Genomic DNA, 15,412 nt, shown 5'->3' on the forward strand with positions numbered 1-15,412 from the left:
TGTCAAAAAAGGGCTATTTCTCGACCAGGGCCGGGAAGAAGTGCGAGAAGTCCAGCTTGTAGCCGAAGCCGCCGGCCACGATGAACGTGATCCCGAGGACCACGCCGAGGATCACGATCGCGAAGAGGAAGTAACCGATCACGGTACCGATCGGGCGGCGCGGGCCGGGCGCGGTCACGCCGCTGCCGGTCACCGAGGCCTCGCCGGCGCCCCAGGCGAGCGACCGGATGCCGAGGGCGAAAATGATCGGCAGGCCGGCGCCGAGGACCAGGCCGGCGAGCAGGACCTGCCACGCGCCGTCGAGTGCGAATCCCAGGTTGTGCATGTCGTCGTCTCTCAGTTCGCCGCAACGGCCGGGACCGAAGCCGGCTTTTCGGAAATTTCCGTCTCGTCCCAGTCGTCGTTCACGTTCGACGAGTCGACGCGACCGGAGCGGGAGCGCAGGTACATCGCGACCGAGGCGATCACCAGCAGGGTGAAGACGACAAGCGCGCCGGCCATGCCACCGACCATGTCGCCGACCCACCACATCACGGCGCCGACCAGGCCGGCGGCCGGGAGGGTGATCATCCAGGCGGCGATCATCCGGCCGGCGACCGCCCAGCGGACGGTGGCGCCGGGCCGGCCGAGGCCGGAGCCGAGCACCGAACCGGTGGCGACGTGGGTGGTGGAGAGCGCGAAGCCGAGGTGGCTGGAGGCGAGGATGACCGCGGCGGCGCCGGACTGGGCGGCGGTGCCCTGCGGCGGGCTGATGTCGGTGAGGCCCTTGCCGAGCGTGCGGATGATCCGCCACCCGCCGAGGTAGGTGCCGAGCGCGATGGCGAGAGCGGCGGAGACCTTCACCCACAGCGGGATGTTCTCGGTGTCGCTCCAGTGACCGCTCGCGATCAGCGCGAGGGTGATCACGCCCATCGTCTTCTGCGCGTCGTTGGTGCCGTGCGCAAGGGAGACCAGCGAGGCACTGCCGATCTGACCCCAGCGGAAGCCCTTGTCGGTGAAGCGCGCCGCGATCCCTGACGTGATCTTGAAGATGATCCAGGTGCCGACCGCGGCGACCACGGCCGCGATGACAGGCGAGAGCACCGCGGGCAGCAGGACCTTGCCGACGACCCCGTCCAGCTTCGAGCCGTCGCCGTTCCAGTTGACGCCGCCCCAGCCGAGACCGGCGATCGTCGCGCCGACGAGGCCACCGAAGAGGGCGTGCGAGGAACTGGAGGGCAGACCGACGAGCCAGGTCAGCAGGTTCCAGACGATGCCGCCGACCAGACCGGCCAAGATGATCAGGAGGAGCCCGCTGCCGCCGTCGGCGAGAAGTTCCGCTTTCGGCAGGCCGCTCTTGTCCTGGATCTTGACAACGGCGTTGGTGACGGTGAGCGCGACCTCGACCGAGAGGAAGGCGCCGACCAGGTTCAGCACCCCCGACAGCGCGACGGCGGTCTTGGGCCGCAGCGCTTTCGTAGCGATGGAGGTGGCCATCGCGTTCGCGGTGTCATGGAACCCGTTGGTGAAATCAAAGGCCAGGGCCGTGAGGACCACCAGCGCCAAGATCACGGATGTTTCAGTCACGCGCTGATCGTGACCGAGGTAGCTGTGCGGCGGCCATAGGGTGAGCGGTACATGTACAAGGTTCCGCCGCCGTTAACCTTCCGTTTTCCAAACATCATTTTTGGGTGACTGTTCAAACACTTTGCGCTTATGTCAACGGACGTCGAATGAACACTTCTTTATGTCCGTTCGGTGGACAACGCGATGCCGGCCGGGCCTCGCGGCCCAGCCGGCATCGATCAGGAACCCGCGATCAATCTGCCGGGTCCAGCACCACCTCCGCGGTCCCGGTCTGCGGCGGGTCACCGGCGTCCGTGTACGACGCGACGAACACCGCCGTCAGCCCCTCGGCCCCGGCATGCCCCGGATCCACGAAGGTTGTGATCGACCCGGTGCAGCCCGCCGACGTGGAGAGCGGGTGCCCGTGCTCGGCGTGCCCGAGGATGTACGTCACGGTCACGTCGGCGCAGTCGACCGGCTGGTCGTCGGTCACCGCTACCTCGTAGTTCACCGTGTCGCCGAACTCGAACGGCTGCCCCTCGACCGGCGACACGAACGTGACGACCGGCGCCAGGGTGCCGACCGGCAGGATCACCTCGGCGGCCGCGGACCGGCCGGTGCTGTCGGTGACCTTGAGGACCGGGCGGTAGTTGCCGTTCGCCGTGAACGTGTACGTGGCGTTCGGCGACCGTGAGTCGACCCGGCCGTCGGCGTCGAAGTCCCACGCGTACCGCAGGGCGTCGCCGTCCGGGTCGGTCGTGCCGGCGCTGGAGAACGACACCGTGAGCGGCGCCTCGCCGGACGTCGGCGTGGCCTTGACGACGGGGATCGGCGTCCGGTTGCCCCGCACGAAGTCGAACCGGGACAGCTGGGCGTCCGGGTTCTCGGCGAAGTAGCCGTCGCCGTACTCCAGGACGTAGAGCGCGCCGTCCGGGCCGAACTCCAGATCCATCGGGTTGTCGAACACCAGGTTCGGCAGGACCGGGTCGATCTGGGTGACCTGGTTGCGCCGGTCCAGGTGGAAGGCCTTCACGTAGTCCCGGGTCCACTCGGCGAACAGCGGCAGCCCGTCGAACTCCTTCGGCCACTTGGTCTGCGACCTGTTGCGAGCGGAGTAGTCATACGCCGGGCCGCCCATCGGCCCGATGCCCCCGGTGCCCAGCTCGGGCCACGTCGCGCTGGCCCCGTACGAATAGATGACCTCGGCCTTCTCGACCGGCGGCAGGTTGCGCAGCCCGGTGTTGTTCGGCGATTCGTTGACCGGTGCCGCGCAGTTGAACGGGGCGCCCGACACACCGGTGGCGAAGTCGTAGTCGACGTAGGGCTGGTCCGGTGCCACGCAGTACGGCCACCCGTAGTTGGCGGGCTTGTCGATCGCCATCCAGCGGCCCTGCCCGGCCGGGCCCCGCGCCGGGTTGGCGGCCTGCGCGTCCGGCGAGTAATCGGCCAGGTAGACCACATTCGTCACCGGGTCGACGGTGAACCGGAACGGGTTGCGCAGGCCCATGGCGTAGATCTCGGGCTTGGTCTTCGCGGTGCCCGGCTTGAACAGGTTGCCCCGCGGGATCGAATACTTCCCGGACGGCCCGACCTTGATCCGCAGCAGCTTGCCACGCAGGTCGTTGGTGTTGCCGGAGCTGCGCTGCGCGTCGAAGACCGGGTTGCGGTCGGCACGCTCGTCGATCGGGGCGTACCCGTCGGAGAAGAACGGGTTGCTGTCGTCGCCGGTGGAGATCAGCAGGTTGCCCGACCGGTCGAAATCGATCTTGCCGCCGACGTGGCAGCACTGACCGCGGTCGGTCGGCACCTGGAGGATCTTCTGCTCGGTGCTCAGCCTCAGCGTGTTGCCGGACAGCTTGAACCGGGACAACTGCAGATGCCCCTTGAACGGCGCGAAGTCGGCCGCCGTCCCGGTCGCGGGCGCGTCACCCTCGTTGATCCCCGGGGTGGCCGGGTCGTCGGACGGCGTGTTCAGCACCGGCGAGTAGTAGACGTAGACCCACTTGTTGTGCGCGAAGTCCGGGTCGATCGCGATGCCCTGCACACCCTCCTCGTCGTGCAGGTACACCGGGATCTTCGCGGCCAGCACGTTGCGGCCGGTGGAGGGCTCGTGGATGCGTACCTCGCCGGTGCGGGCGGTGTGCAGCACCCGCTTGTCGGGAAGCACCGCGAGGGCGATCGGCTCACCCGGGAAATCGTCGAGGGTGACCTTCTGGAAGTCGGACGGGAACTCGTGCCCGGGATGGGCGGCGACCGAAACCGGGGCGACCAGCACGGCCGCTCCGGCGATGATCAGCGCGGAGAGACGGCGAAACCTCATCAGAATCGCAACCCCTCCAGGTACGCGTACCCACGCTGCGCCGTGACCAGGGCATCCGCCGGAGTCCGCGGCGGCGACCCGGCATCGTCGCGTTCCACGATGTACTCGACCAGCCCGGCTTCCCGGGAGTGCTCGAAGATCCGGCCGAAATCGATCAGCCCGTCGCCGGGGTCGGCGAAGCTGGCGTTCACGTCGAGGTCCTTCACGTGCACCTGGCGGATCCGCCCCCGATGCTTCCTGATCAGGTCAACCGGGTCGTTCGCTCCCCGGAACGCCCAGTAGAGGTCGACCTCTAGATGCACGTTGCGCGCGTCGGTCTCCGAGGTCAGGATGTCGAACCCGGTCAGATTGGTCCCGTTCTGCCGGAAGAACTCGGCGTGATGATTGTGGTAACCGAAGCTGAGACCGGCCCTGCGGGCCAGCGCCCCGGCCTTGTTCAGATCGGCCGCGAAGGCCCGGTACACGGCCGCGTCGCGGATCGGACCGGTCGCGCCCTGTCCGAAGAACGGGTGGACGATGAACTTGTTGCCGACGACGGCGGCGTCCTCCAGGGCGCGCTTCCAGGTGTCGGCGTTGAAGGGCTGCGGGATGCCGACGTGGCCCGAGGTGGCACGCAGGCCGGCGTTGTCCAGGGCGGCACGGAACTGAGCGGCGGTACGCCCGACGAAGCCGGCGTGCTCGACCCGGGTGTACCCGATCTCGGCGAGCTCGGCGAGGCTCGCCTCCAGGTTGATCGAAAGCTGATTGCGGAGCGTGTAGAGCTGCACGCTGATCTGATCGCGCGGAACACGGCCTGCCCGGCCGTGTCCTCCCGCGAGGGCGGCGCCGGGCACGGCCAGCGCGCCGGTGGCTCCGGCCGCGCCCGCGGCGGCGGCGCCGAGCAGGCTGCGGCGGCTGAGTGACTGCGGCATTGCGGTCCCCCTGTCATCGATCCATCTACATGGATCGAGACGTTACCGATCTGTTTCGTCCAAAGTGAAGACAAGTTTCTTCAGATCAAGCGAAAGTTCCCGCGCCTACAGCAAAACCCCCGCGATTGCGGGGGTTTTGCGGCTAAATATCAGGCGATACGCGACTCAGAATCCGCAACGGCGATCGCGTCAGTGAGAACGGCCAGCCCCGCACGGGCCTCGTCCTCGGTGAGCGTCAGCGCCGGACCGATCCGGATCACGTTGCCGTACAGGCCGCCCTTGCCGACCAGCAGGCCGCCCTCCCGGCAGAGGTCGAAGACGCGCAGGGTGGCCGCCGGGTCCGGCTCGGTGGTTCCGGGGCGGACGAACTCGATGCCGATCATCAGGCCGCGCCCGCGTACCTCGGCCACGATCGCGCTCTCCAGCGACCGCAGGCCGTCGAGCAGGATCGAACCGACCCGCAGCGCGTTGCCCTGCAGATCGTGATCCAGGACGTAGTCCAGCACCGCGTTGCCGGCGGCGGCACTGATCGGGTTGCCGCCGAAGGTGGAGAAGCTGATCGCCGGTACCGCGTTCATCACCTCGGCCCGCCCGACGACGCCGCCCAGCGCGTACCCGTTGCCGATCCCCTTGGCGAAAGTGATCAGATCCGGCGTGACGCCGTGGGCCTGGTATCCCCAGAAGTGCTCGCCGGTGCGGCCCCAGCCGGTCTGCACCTCGTCGGCGATGAGCAGGATGCCGTGTTCGGAGAGAACCTTCTGGTACGCCCCGAGCAGCCCGTCCGGCCCGTGCACGAACCCGCCGACACCCTGGATCGGCTCGGCGATCAGCGCCGCGACGTCACCAGCGGTGACCGTGGCGAGCACCTCGCGCAGATCGTCGACGGCCGCGTCGAGCAGGTCGCCGTCGTCCAGCCCGGCCATCCGGCCGCGCAGCCGGTCGGCGGAGGAGAGCCAGTTCACCGAGAGCGGGCTGAGCGAACTCGACGACCAACTGCGATGCCCGGTCACCGCCATCGTGGCGAAGGTCCGGCCGTGGTAACTGTTCTTGATCGCCAGAATCTGGTTGGAGCGGCGCACGTTGGTGGCGAAGAGCAGCGCCGACTCGTTCGCCTCGGTGCCGGAGTTGGTGAAGAAGACCCGGGCGTCCGGGATGCCGGAGACCCGGGCGATCTTCTCGGCCAGCTCGACCTGCTGCCGGATCAGGTACAGCGTGGACGTGTGCGCCACGCCGGTGTCCACCTGACGGCGGACCGCGTCACTGATCTCGGCGATGTCGTAACCGACCATGGTGGTCAGCACGCCGCCGAAGAAATCCAGGTAACTGCGGCCGGCCGCGTCGGTGACCCGCCGACCCTTTCCGGACACGATCTCCAGGGCGTCGTCGCCGTAGTAGACGGGCATCCAGCCTGGCATGACGGCGCGATGCCGATCCAGCAGACTCATGAAAGTACCTCCTGAACGACGAGGGATTTCAGCGCCAGCCGTGGGGGTGTCCCTGGCCGCGCCGGCCGCTGCCGCGGCTGGTCTGGAACGCGGCCGAGGCGAGTACCTCGGCCAGTTCGTCGTATCCGCCGGTGACCAGCCCGGCGGTGATCCGCAGGTGGTCGTCGGCGAGTGGCTGAACGCAGAACGGCGCCCCGGGCGCCGCCGCGACACCGTGCGCGGCGAGGGCCACCATCGCGTTCTGCTGATCAGGAACGGTCATCCACAGATTGATTCCGTCGGCTGCGGTCGCCTCGACCCCGTGTGCGTGAAGCACGGCGAGCAGGGCGGCGCGGCGCGCCGCGTACGTATCCCTCGCGGTGGAGACCTGAGCGATCACCCGCCGGTCGGTGAGCAGATCCAGGAGTACGCCCTGAAGCAGCCGGCTGGACCAGCCCGGACCGAGCAGTCTCCGGTCGCTGACGGCGTCGATCACGTGCGAGGGACCGCCGATCGCGGCGAGCCGCAGGTCCGGCCCGTGACTCTTGGAGAAGCTGGCGACGTGCACGGTCCGGTCGGGCAGGTGCGAGCCGAGACTGACCAGCGGCGCCGAGGCGATGTCGCCGGCGTGGTCGTCCTCGATGATCAGCAGGTTCGGGGCCTCCAGGAGGACCTGGGCGAGGGTCAGCGCCCGGTTCCGGTCCATGCTGGTCCCGGTCGGGTTCTGCGCCCGGGGCTGCAGGAAGAGCGCGACCGGCCGGTAATCGCGCAGGATCTGCCGCAGCGCGGCCGGGTCGACACCGCCCGCGTCCATCGGCACGCCGATCACGGTGGCGCCGACCGCCTGGAGCAGGTCGAGCAGCGGCGCGAACGCCGGGTTCTCCACCAGCACGTGGTCACCGAAACGCAGCATGGCACCGGCGATCCGGTCGAGGGCGTCCATCGCGCCGTCCACCACGGTCAGCCGCTCCGGCGGGTACGGCCACCGCTCCCGCAGCACCGCCTCCAGCTCCGGCAGCACCGGCGCGTCCAGGTAACTGCCCGCCCACCGTCCGTCGCCGATGCGGCGCAGCGCCCCGCTCAGGTCGGGCAGCAGCGCCGGGTCCGGAACGCCTGTCGACAGGTCCTTCGGCAGGGTCACGCTGGCGTTGCCGAGCTGGGTGTACCGCAGGCGTTCCCGGGGTGGCAGCGGGCCGGAGACGTAGGTGCCGGAACGCCCGCGCGTCTGGATCGCACCGGCGAGAATGAGGCTGCGCCACGCCTCGCTGACCGTGGTGGGGCTGACCCCGAGCTCGGAGGCGACCGAGCGGACGGTGGGCAGCCGGGCCCCGGCCGGCAGCCGGCCGGCCGTGATCAGACGGCTCACCGCCGCCGCGATGCCGCGGGCGCTGCGATCCTGAACCGCCCCGGTGATCAGCGTGAGCAAATTATTCTCTCCGAAACATTCCGTAACGTACGAGCAATTGTCCGCCTCAATGTGTGTCGTTAGTGTCCTACGGCATCCGGCGCTGACAAGCAAGAGCTAGCGCAGGGCCCACGCCGAGGAGTAAACACACGATCACAGGCGCTTAGCAGCGCACTGCGCGTGCAAAAAAGAGATCAACATGAAAGGGGCCGCAATGACGACCAGCGTCGTCCGCGCCGCCCTCGTCCAGACCACCTGGACGGGCGACAAGGAATCGATGATCAAGGCACACGAGGATTACGCTCGTGAAGCCGCCGCCCAGGGCGCGAAAGTGATCTGCTTCCAGGAGCTCTTCTACGGCCCGTACTTCTGCCAGGTGCAGGACGCCGCCTACTACGAGTACGCGGAGTCCATCCCGGGGCCGACAACGGAGCGCTTCCAGGCCCTCGCCGCCGAACTGGGCATGGTCATGGTCCTGCCGATGTACGAGCAGGAGCAGCCCGGCGTTCTCTACAACACCGCCGCTGTGATCGACGCCGACGGTAAATATCTCGGCAAGTACCGGAAGAACCACATTCCCCAGGTCAAGGGATTCTGGGAGAAGTTCTACTTCCGCCCGGGCAACCTCGGATATCCGGTATTCGACACCGCTGTCGGCAAGGTCGGCGTTTACATCTGCTACGACCGCCATTTCCCGGAGGGCTGGCGTGCGCTGGGCCTCAACGGCGCGCAGATCGTGTTCAACCCGTCGGCCACGAGCCGCGGGCTCTCCTCGTACCTCTGGCAGCTGGAGCAGCCGGCCAGCGCGGTCGCCAACGAGTACTTCATCGGCGCCATCAACCGGGTCGGCGTCGAGGACCTCGGTGAGAACGACTTCTACGGCCAGACGTACTTCGTCGACCCGGAGGGCAAGTTCGTCGGCGAGGTCGGCGACACGCACAACCCCGAGCTGATCATCCGCGACCTGGACCTGAGCCTGCTCACCACGGTTCGCGACCGCTGGCAGTTCTACCGGGACCGCCGTCCCGACGCTTACGGGGACCTGGTGCAACCATGAGCTTTCTGATCAAGGGCGGGACCGTGATCGGTCCCAGCGGGGCGATCCCGTCGGACGTTCTGGTCGACGGCGAGAAGATCGTGGCGCTCTTCGCGCCCGGCACCGCACCGCATCAGGAGGAGACGATCGACGCCACCGGGAAGTTCGTCATCCCGGGCGCCGTCGACGCGCACACCCACATGCAGCTGCCGTTCGGCGGCACCGCGGCCAGCGACACGTTCGACACCGGCACCAAGGCAGCAGCGATCGGCGGCACCACCACGATCATCGACTTCGCGGTGCAGAAGACCGGTGAGGTGGTGCAGGACGGCCTGGCCGCCTGGCACGGCAAGGCGGACGGCAACTGCCACATCGACTACGCCTTCCACATGATCCTCGGCGGGGTCGACGACGAGTCCCTCAAGGCGATGGACTACCTGGTCGCCAACGAGGGGATCAGCAGTTTCAAGCTCTTCATGGCGTACCCCGGGGTGTTCTACTCCGACGACGGCCAGATCCTGCGCGCCATGCAGAAGGCCCGCGACAACGGCGCCATGATCATGATGCACGCGGAGAACGGTCCGGCCATCGACGTGCTGGTCAAGCAGGCCCTGGAGCGGGGTGAGACCGACCCGATCCACCACGGCCTGACCCGGCCGCAGGAGCTGGAGGCGGAAGCCACCAGCCGGGCCATCTGGCTGGCCAGCGTCGCGGCGGACTGTCCGCTGTACATCGTGCACCTCTCCGCGTCGAAAGCCCTGGAGCAGGTGGCCGAGGCCCGGGACCGCGGACGCAACGTGTTCGCCGAGACCTGCCCGCAGTACCTGTACCTGACGCTGGAGGACCAGCTCGGCGCGCCCGGTTTCGAGGGCGCCAAGTGGGTCTGCTCGACGCCGCTGCGCAGCAAGCACGAGAGCCACCGCGCCGACCTGTGGCAGGGCCTGCGTACCAATGACCTGTCGGTCGTCTCCACCGACCACTGCCCCTTCTGTTTCAAGGACCAGAAGGAGCTCGGCCGCGGCGACTTCTCCAAGATCCCGAACGGGATCGGCAGCGTCGAGCACCGGGTCGACCTGCTCTACCAGGGCGTGGTCGACGGCAAGCTGTCGCTGAGCCGCTGGGTCGAGACGATCGCGACCACCCCGGCGCGGATGTTCGGCCTCTACCCGAAGAAGGGCATCATCGCGCCCGGCTCGGACGCCGACATCGTGCTGTACGACCCGAACGGGCGTACCCGGATCAGCGCCGAGACGCACCACATGAACATGGACCACTCCGCGTGGGAGGGCTGGGAGGTCGACGGCAAGGTCGACACCGTCATCTCCCGCGGCGAGGTGATCGCCTCCGGTGGCCAGTACACCGGGCGGGCCGGCCGTGGCCGGTACGTCAAGCGCGGCCTCAGCGACTACCTGGTCTAAGGGAGGCTCACATGGACATCGGGGTAGTCCTTCAGAACGACCCACCAGCCCTGCAGATCGTCGAGTGGGCGAAGAAGGCCGAGGCCGCCGGCTTCAGCCACTTCTGGACGTTCGACTCGCACGTGCTCTGGCAGGAGCCGTACGTCGTCTACTCGGCGATCCTCGGCGCCACCGAGCGGATCATCGTCGGGCCGATGGTGACCAACCCGGGCACCCGGGACTGGACGGTCACCGCGTCGCTGCACGCGACGCTCAACGAGATGTACGGCAACCGGACCGTCTGCGGCATCGGCCGCGGCGACTCGGCGCTGCGCGTCCTCGGCCTCACCCCGCAGACCCTCGGCCAGCTCCGCGAGAGCGTCCAGGTGATCAAGGGGCTGGGCAACGGCGAGAAGGTCACGGTACGCGGAAACGAGATCCAGTTCGCCTGGGCGGCCGACAGCCGGCTGGAGGTCTGGGTGGCGGCGTACGGGCCCAAAGCCCTCGCGATCACCGGCGAGGTCGGCGACGGGTACATCCTGCAGCTGGCCGACCCGGACATCGCCGAGTGGATGATCACGGCGGTCCGCAACGCGGCGAAGAAGGCCGGCCGGGACCCGGACTCGATCACGTTCTGCGTCGCGGCTCCCGCGTACGTCGGCGACGACCTGGCGCACCAGCGGGAGCAGACCCGGTGGTTCGGCGGGATGGTCGGCAACCACATCGCTGACATCGTCGGCCGGTACGGCGGCGACGGCGGCGCGGTGCCGCAGGCGCTCACCGACTACATCAAGGCGCGCGAGGGGTACGACTACAAGGAGCACGGACGGGCCGGCAACAGCCACACCACGTTCGTGCCCGACGAGATCGTCGACCGGTTCTGCGTCCTCGGCCCGGTCGAGGCGCACGTGAAGAAGTTGCAGCAGCTCAAGGAGCTCGGCGTCGACCAGTTCGCCGTCTACCTCCAGCACGACGCGAAGGAAGAGACCCTCGCCGCGTACGGCGAGAAGATCATCCCGGCCTTCAACGCATGAGGCGCGTCCTCTCGGTGATCGCCGGGCTGCTGATCGCGGGATTGGCCTGGGAAGGCTACAAGGCGGTCGGCAATCCCGAGGGGACGGTGTTGTTCGGCGTGCGGGTCCTCCCGCGCGCCGACGACCTCTCCATGCCTCATCTCTGGACGATCGCCGACCGGCTCGGCGCGCCCGAGCTGGCCGGCGGCCGTCCGGTGTGGCAGGTGGTGCTGGACGCCTGCGCCTTCACCCTCGGCATCACCGCGGCCGGGTTCCTCGCCGGCGCGCTGATCGGGCTGGTCCTGGCGGTCGCGATGCAGCGGTTCCGGATCGTCGAGCGCGGGCTGCTGCCGTACGTGATCCTCTCCCAGACCGTTCCTCTGGTGGCGCTCGCGCCACTGATCGCCGGCTGGGGCGGCGTCGTGATGCCGCCCTGGGCGACGGTCGCGGTGATCGCCGCCTACCTCGCGTTCTTCCCGGTCGCGGTGGGCATGCTGCGCGGTCTTCAGTCGCCGTCCGCCAGCGGCGTCGAGCTGATGCGCAGTTACGCCGCGGGGTGGTGGCGCACGCTGGTGAAGCTCCGCTTCCCGGCGGCGCTGCCATACCTCTTCCCGGCGCTGCGCCTGGCCGGCGCGGCAGCGGTGGTCGGCGCGGTGGTCGGTGAGATCTCCACCGGCACCCGCGGCGGCATCGGCCGCCTGATCATCGAGTACTCCCGGGAGGCCACCTCGGATCCCGCCAAGGTCTACACGGCCATGCTCGGGGCGGCGCTGCTCGGCCTCGTGGTGGCCGCCGCCGTCAGTCTTCTGGAAGTGCCGCTGATGCGGCATCGACGCCACGTGGAGGTGGTGACTCTATGACCGCCGTGGTGGTCGACAACGTCACGAAGATCTTCAATCAGGGACGCGGCGACGAGGTGCTCGCTCTCTCCGATGTGAACCTCACCGTGGGCGATGGCGAGTTCGTCTCGCTGATCGGCCCGTCCGGGTGCGGCAAGAGCACCCTGCTGCGCCTGATCGCCGACCTGATCACGCCGACCACCGGCACGGTCACCGTCGCCGACCGGCCCGCCGCGACCGCCCGCAAGGAGCAGGAGTACGGCATCGCGTTCCAGCAGGCCGGCCTCTTCGAGTGGCGGACCGTCCGCAAGAACGTCGAGCTGCCCCTGGAACTGCGCGGCGTCAGCCGGGCCGAGCGCAAGGCCAAGGCCGAGGAGATGCTGGAGCTGGTCGGTCTCGCCGACTTCGCCGGCCACTACCCCGGTCAGCTCTCCGGCGGCATGCAGCAGCGCGTCGCGATCGCCCGGGCCCTCGCCGTGCAGCCGCCGCTGCTGCTCATGGACGAGCCGTTCGGCGCGCTCGACGAGATGACCCGCGAACGCCTCCAGTCCGAGCTCCTCGGCATCTGCGCCAAGACCGGCACCAGCACCGTCTTCGTCACCCACTCGATCTCCGAGGCGGTCTTCCTCTCCGACCGGGTGGTGGTGATGTCGGCTCGCCCCGGCCGGATCACCGCGGCGATCGACATCAAGATCCCGTCGCGGGACGAGGCAGGACGGCAGGCGCCGGCTTACTTCGACAAGATCACTGAGGTACGCAAGGCGCTCCGCTCATGAGACGCGTGCTGCCACCGGTGATCGTCGGTGTCCTCGCACTGGTCCTCTGGGAGCTGATCGTCACGCTGGGCCGGATCGCCCCGTTCATCCTGCCGGCACCGTCGGCGATCTGGCGCGAGCTGCTCGCCCAGCGCACCAACGTCTGGGAGGCGGCCCTCGCCAGCGGCACCAACGCCCTGGTCGGCCTGGTGGCGGGCACTCTGATCGCGATCCTGGCCGCTCTCGCCGCCAGCCGGTCGAAGATCCTCGGTGAGGTCTCCGTCCCGTTCGCCGCGGTGATCAACGCGCTGCCGATCATCGCGCTCGCCCCGATCCTCAACAACATGTTCGAGTCGACAAGCAGCGTCCCCCGCCGCCTGGTCACCGCGATCGTGGTGTTCTTCCCGGTCTTCCTGAACCTGCTGCGCGGCCTGCGCGAGGTGAATCCGGTCCACCAGGAGCTGATGCACACCTACGCGGCCTCCGGCTGGACCTTCGCCCGCAAGGTGCGCCTGCCCGGCGCACTCCCCCATCTCTTCACCGGCCTGCGGCAGGCGTCGTCGCTGGCCGTGATCGCCGCGGTGGTCGCCGAGTACTTCGGCGGCCTGCAGGACGGGCTCGGCGCGCGGATCACCTCCGCCGCCGCGTTCACCGCGTATCCCCGTGCCTGGGCCTTCGTGGCCGGCGCCTGCCTCCTCGGACTCACCTTCTACCTCGTCACGCTCCTGCTGGAACGGCTCGCCATGCCGTGGCGGCAGTCGCTCATCTCCTGAGAGGTCTTTTCATGCGCCGAACCCGGATATTCGCTTCCATCATTGCCACGTCTGCCCTGATCCTCACCGGCTGCGGTACCGCCGACGAGACCGCCACCCCCGCCCCCGGCGCCAGTGGCGCGCTGACCCCGATCAAGCTTCAGCTGCAGTGGTTCTTCCAGGCACAGTTCGCCGGTTACATCGCCGCCGTCGACCAGGGTTTCTACAAGGAGCAGGGTCTCGACGTCGAGCTGCTCGAAGGCGGCGTCGACATCGTCCCGCAGACCGTGCTGGCCCAGGGCAAGGCCGACTACGCGGTCGCGTGGGTGCCGAAGGCCCTGGCGTCGCGGGAGCAGGGCGCCGGGATCACCGACGTCGGCCAGATCTTCGCCCGCTCCGGCACCTACCAGGTGGCCTGGGCGGACAGCGGCATCAAGACCGCCGCGGACCTCAAAGGCAAGAAGGTCGGCAACTGGGGCTTCGGCAACGAGTTCGAGCTGTTCGCCGGCATGACCAAGGCCGGTATCGACCCGGGCAAGGACGTCACCCTGGTCCAGCAGCAGTTCGACATGCAGGCGCTGCTGAAGAAGGAGATCGACGCCGCACAGGCGATGAGCTACAACGAGTACGCCCAGCTCCTCGAGGCGAAGAACCCGGCGACCGGCAAGCTGTACACCGCCGCCGACTTCTCGATCATCGACTGGAAGTCCGAGGGCTCCTCGATGCTCCAGGACGCGGTCTGGGCGAACACCGAGAAGCTCGACGACCCGGCGTACCAGCAGCAGACCGTGAAGTTCCTGACCGCCACGATCCAGGGCTGGGCGTTCTGCCGCGACAACGCGGAGAAGTGCCGTGACCTGGTGATCGCGAAGGGCTCGAAGCTCGGCAAGAGCCACCAGCTCTGGCAGATGAACGAGGTCAACAAGCTGATCTGGCCGGCCACCGGTGGCATCGGCGTCATCGACGAGGCGGCCTGGAAGCAGACCGTGGACATCTCGCAGACCACCAAGAACCAGACCGGCGACTCCGTGCTGACCAAGGCCCCGGAGGGCCTCGCCTACACCAACGACTACATCACCAAGGCCGTCGAAGCCGCCAAGACCGCCGGCGTCGACGTCAACGGCACAAGCTTCGCCCCCGCCACCGTCACCCTGGAGGAGGGCGGCGCCTGAGCTAGAGCGGGATGAGTCTGGCTGCGAGGGCGACTGCTGTCAGGTCGCCCTCGCGGAGCAGTTTGGCGGCCCGGGGCTCGTTCAGCATCTCCAGGCGGGTGGCGGAGGCCTCGATCAGGTCCTGCTCGCCGGCGAGCAGCCGGCGCGCGATGCGCGCCTGTGCCGGGCTCAGCTCGGCGTACGCGCAGCGGTCCAGAGCGGTGATCGTGTGCTGGTCGAGATTGCCGGCCATGGCCCGCTCGGTCACGACCTTGGTGAGCCAGCTCGGCCACCAGCTGTACTTGCCGATCACGGCGCCGGACCCGAGCGCGGCCGCCGGGGCGTGCCCGGCCGCGAGCATCCGGACCGCCAGGTCGTTGTCGAACCGCTCCATCCGCAGCGCCCCGACGAAGAGCCGCAGGACCGACTGGGTCTTCACGAACCCCTCGGCCTCGGAGGCCGCCTCGGCGAGCCGGCCCTCGAGCAGGTGACAGAGCGCGCGGGCCTCGGCCAGCTCGAAACCCTCGCCGGACCGTTCCTCGAGCCGCTCCACGGTCTCGACGAGCCGCTCCACGGCCTTGGTGGAACGCTCGGCCAGCTCCGGGCTGTTCGGCTTGTTCAGGTACCGGACCACGATCTCCGTCGCGATCTGCGCCTCACGCCGCAGCAGCGGCGACCCGATCTTCGCGTTGATCAGGTCGCCGAGCCCCTCAGTGAGGTACGCGGAGTCGAAGCGGTCGGCGGCCTCGATGAACTGCGCCCACCAGGACGCCGGGTGTCTCCGCTGCTCGCTCACCAACCAAGAGTGACTCCCTTGCTACCCTCCGACAACGTTTTTGGCCGGTGCGACTTTTCACCCGGCAC

14 protein-coding genes are annotated in these 15,412 nt (G+C 68.6%); 7 read left to right on the forward strand and 7 right to left on the reverse strand.

The annotated features are described in order from the left end of the window. Nucleotides 1–13: 13 nt before the first annotated feature. From ACQP2E_RS25300 to ACQP2E_RS25325, 6 genes are all read right to left on the reverse strand, one after another. Nucleotides 14–325, reverse strand: coding sequence for a hypothetical protein (locus tag ACQP2E_RS25300; protein WP_433825423.1), 312 nt, complete (start codon nucleotides 323–325; stop codon nucleotides 14–16). Nucleotides 326–336: 11 nt separating this feature from the next. Continuing rightward, nucleotides 337–1,566, reverse strand: coding sequence for an anion permease (locus tag ACQP2E_RS25305; RefSeq protein ID WP_433825424.1), 1,230 nt, complete (start codon nucleotides 1,564–1,566; stop codon nucleotides 337–339). 232 nt (nucleotides 1,567–1,798) lie between these two features. Further along, nucleotides 1,799–3,865 (reverse strand): PQQ-dependent sugar dehydrogenase, encoded by a 2,067-nt coding sequence (locus tag ACQP2E_RS25310; protein ID WP_433825425.1) that lies wholly within the window; start codon nucleotides 3,863–3,865, stop codon nucleotides 1,799–1,801. Beyond that, a complete protein-coding gene (locus ACQP2E_RS25315) occupies nucleotides 3,865–4,776 on the reverse strand; it encodes a sugar phosphate isomerase/epimerase family protein (RefSeq protein WP_433825426.1) in 912 nt (303 codons plus the stop codon). The genes ACQP2E_RS25310 and ACQP2E_RS25315 overlap by 1 nt, the downstream gene beginning before the upstream one ends. Nucleotides 4,777–4,925: 149 nt before the next feature. Further along, a complete protein-coding gene (locus ACQP2E_RS25320) occupies nucleotides 4,926–6,221 on the reverse strand; it encodes an aspartate aminotransferase family protein (protein ID WP_433825427.1) in 1,296 nt (431 codons plus the stop codon). A gap of 28 nt (nucleotides 6,222–6,249) precedes the next feature. Beyond that, on the reverse strand, nucleotides 6,250–7,626 hold the full coding sequence (locus tag ACQP2E_RS25325; protein WP_433825428.1) for an aminotransferase class I/II-fold pyridoxal phosphate-dependent enzyme: 1,377 nt from the start codon (nucleotides 7,624–7,626) through the stop codon (nucleotides 6,250–6,252). Nucleotides 7,627–7,819: 193 nt separating this feature from the next. On the opposite strand from ACQP2E_RS25325, the gene ACQP2E_RS25330 reads away from it, so the two are divergent. Genes ACQP2E_RS25330 through ACQP2E_RS25360 form a run of 7 tightly spaced genes read left to right on the forward strand, consistent with a single transcriptional unit; the run spans nucleotide 7,820 to nucleotide 14,569 of the window. Beyond that, the gene (locus ACQP2E_RS25330; RefSeq protein ID WP_111647776.1) at nucleotides 7,820–8,662 is read left to right on the forward strand and encodes a nitrilase-related carbon-nitrogen hydrolase; all 843 of its coding nucleotides are present in this window, start codon (nucleotides 7,820–7,822) and stop codon (nucleotides 8,660–8,662) included. After that, on the forward strand, nucleotides 8,659–10,059 hold the full coding sequence (hydA, locus tag ACQP2E_RS25335; protein ID WP_433825429.1) for a dihydropyrimidinase: 1,401 nt from the start codon (nucleotides 8,659–8,661) through the stop codon (nucleotides 10,057–10,059). The genes ACQP2E_RS25330 and hydA overlap by 4 nt, the downstream gene beginning before the upstream one ends. 11 nt (nucleotides 10,060–10,070) lie before the next feature. Then, nucleotides 10,071–11,072, forward strand: a complete 1,002-nt coding sequence (locus ACQP2E_RS25340; protein ID WP_433825430.1) for a TIGR03842 family LLM class F420-dependent oxidoreductase — start codon at nucleotides 10,071–10,073, stop codon at nucleotides 11,070–11,072. Continuing rightward, nucleotides 11,069–11,911 (forward strand): ABC transporter permease, encoded by an 843-nt coding sequence (locus ACQP2E_RS25345; protein WP_433825431.1) that lies wholly within the window; start codon nucleotides 11,069–11,071, stop codon nucleotides 11,909–11,911. The genes ACQP2E_RS25340 and ACQP2E_RS25345 overlap by 4 nt, the downstream gene beginning before the upstream one ends. Beyond that, nucleotides 11,908–12,666, forward strand: a complete 759-nt coding sequence (locus tag ACQP2E_RS25350) for an ABC transporter ATP-binding protein (RefSeq protein ID WP_433825432.1) — start codon at nucleotides 11,908–11,910, stop codon at nucleotides 12,664–12,666. Before ACQP2E_RS25345 ends, ACQP2E_RS25350 begins: the two co-directional genes overlap by 4 nt. Next, nucleotides 12,663–13,418 (forward strand): ABC transporter permease, encoded by a 756-nt coding sequence (locus ACQP2E_RS25355; RefSeq protein WP_433825433.1) that lies wholly within the window; start codon nucleotides 12,663–12,665, stop codon nucleotides 13,416–13,418. Before ACQP2E_RS25350 ends, ACQP2E_RS25355 begins: the two co-directional genes overlap by 4 nt. Before the next feature lie 11 nt (nucleotides 13,419–13,429). Then, complete coding sequence (locus tag ACQP2E_RS25360) at nucleotides 13,430–14,569, forward strand: ABC transporter substrate-binding protein (RefSeq protein WP_433825434.1); 1,140 nt, start codon at nucleotides 13,430–13,432, stop codon at nucleotides 14,567–14,569. A gap of 1 nt (nucleotide 14,570) precedes the next feature. On the opposite strand, the gene ACQP2E_RS25365 is transcribed toward ACQP2E_RS25360, so the two are convergent. Further along, a complete protein-coding gene (locus ACQP2E_RS25365) occupies nucleotides 14,571–15,344 on the reverse strand; it encodes a hypothetical protein (protein ID WP_433825435.1) in 774 nt (257 codons plus the stop codon). Between the last annotated feature and the right edge of the window lie 68 nt (nucleotides 15,345–15,412).

The sequence above is a fragment of the Actinoplanes sp. CA-015351 genome, assembly GCF_050955685.1.
GTDB lineage: Bacteria > Actinomycetota > Actinomycetes > Mycobacteriales > Micromonosporaceae > Actinoplanes.

Bases quoted from the DNA above. Each gene is read 5' to 3' on its own strand.
- ACQP2E_RS25360 (WP_433825434.1), top strand. From the start codon at position 13,430: ATGCGCCGAACCCGGATATTCGCTTCCATCATTGCCACGTCTGCCCTG.
- hydA (WP_433825429.1), top strand. From the start codon at position 8,659: ATGAGCTTTCTGATCAAGGGCGGGACCGTGATCGGTCCCAGCGGGGCG.
- ACQP2E_RS25310 (WP_433825425.1), bottom strand. From the start codon at position 3,865: ATGAGGTTTCGCCGTCTCTCCGCGCTGATCATCGCCGGAGCGGCCGTG.
- ACQP2E_RS25315 (WP_433825426.1), bottom strand. From the start codon at position 4,776: ATGCCGCAGTCACTCAGCCGCCGCAGCCTGCTCGGCGCCGCCGCCGCG.
- ACQP2E_RS25340 (WP_433825430.1), top strand. From the start codon at position 10,071: ATGGACATCGGGGTAGTCCTTCAGAACGACCCACCAGCCCTGCAGATC.
- ACQP2E_RS25320 (WP_433825427.1), bottom strand. From the start codon at position 6,221: ATGAGTCTGCTGGATCGGCATCGCGCCGTCATGCCAGGCTGGATGCCC.
- ACQP2E_RS25345 (WP_433825431.1), top strand. From the start codon at position 11,069: ATGAGGCGCGTCCTCTCGGTGATCGCCGGGCTGCTGATCGCGGGATTG.
- ACQP2E_RS25350 (WP_433825432.1), top strand. From the start codon at position 11,908: ATGACCGCCGTGGTGGTCGACAACGTCACGAAGATCTTCAATCAGGGA.
- ACQP2E_RS25330 (WP_111647776.1), top strand. From the start codon at position 7,820: ATGACGACCAGCGTCGTCCGCGCCGCCCTCGTCCAGACCACCTGGACG.
- ACQP2E_RS25300 (WP_433825423.1), bottom strand. From the start codon at position 325: ATGCACAACCTGGGATTCGCACTCGACGGCGCGTGGCAGGTCCTGCTC.
- ACQP2E_RS25355 (WP_433825433.1), top strand. From the start codon at position 12,663: ATGAGACGCGTGCTGCCACCGGTGATCGTCGGTGTCCTCGCACTGGTC.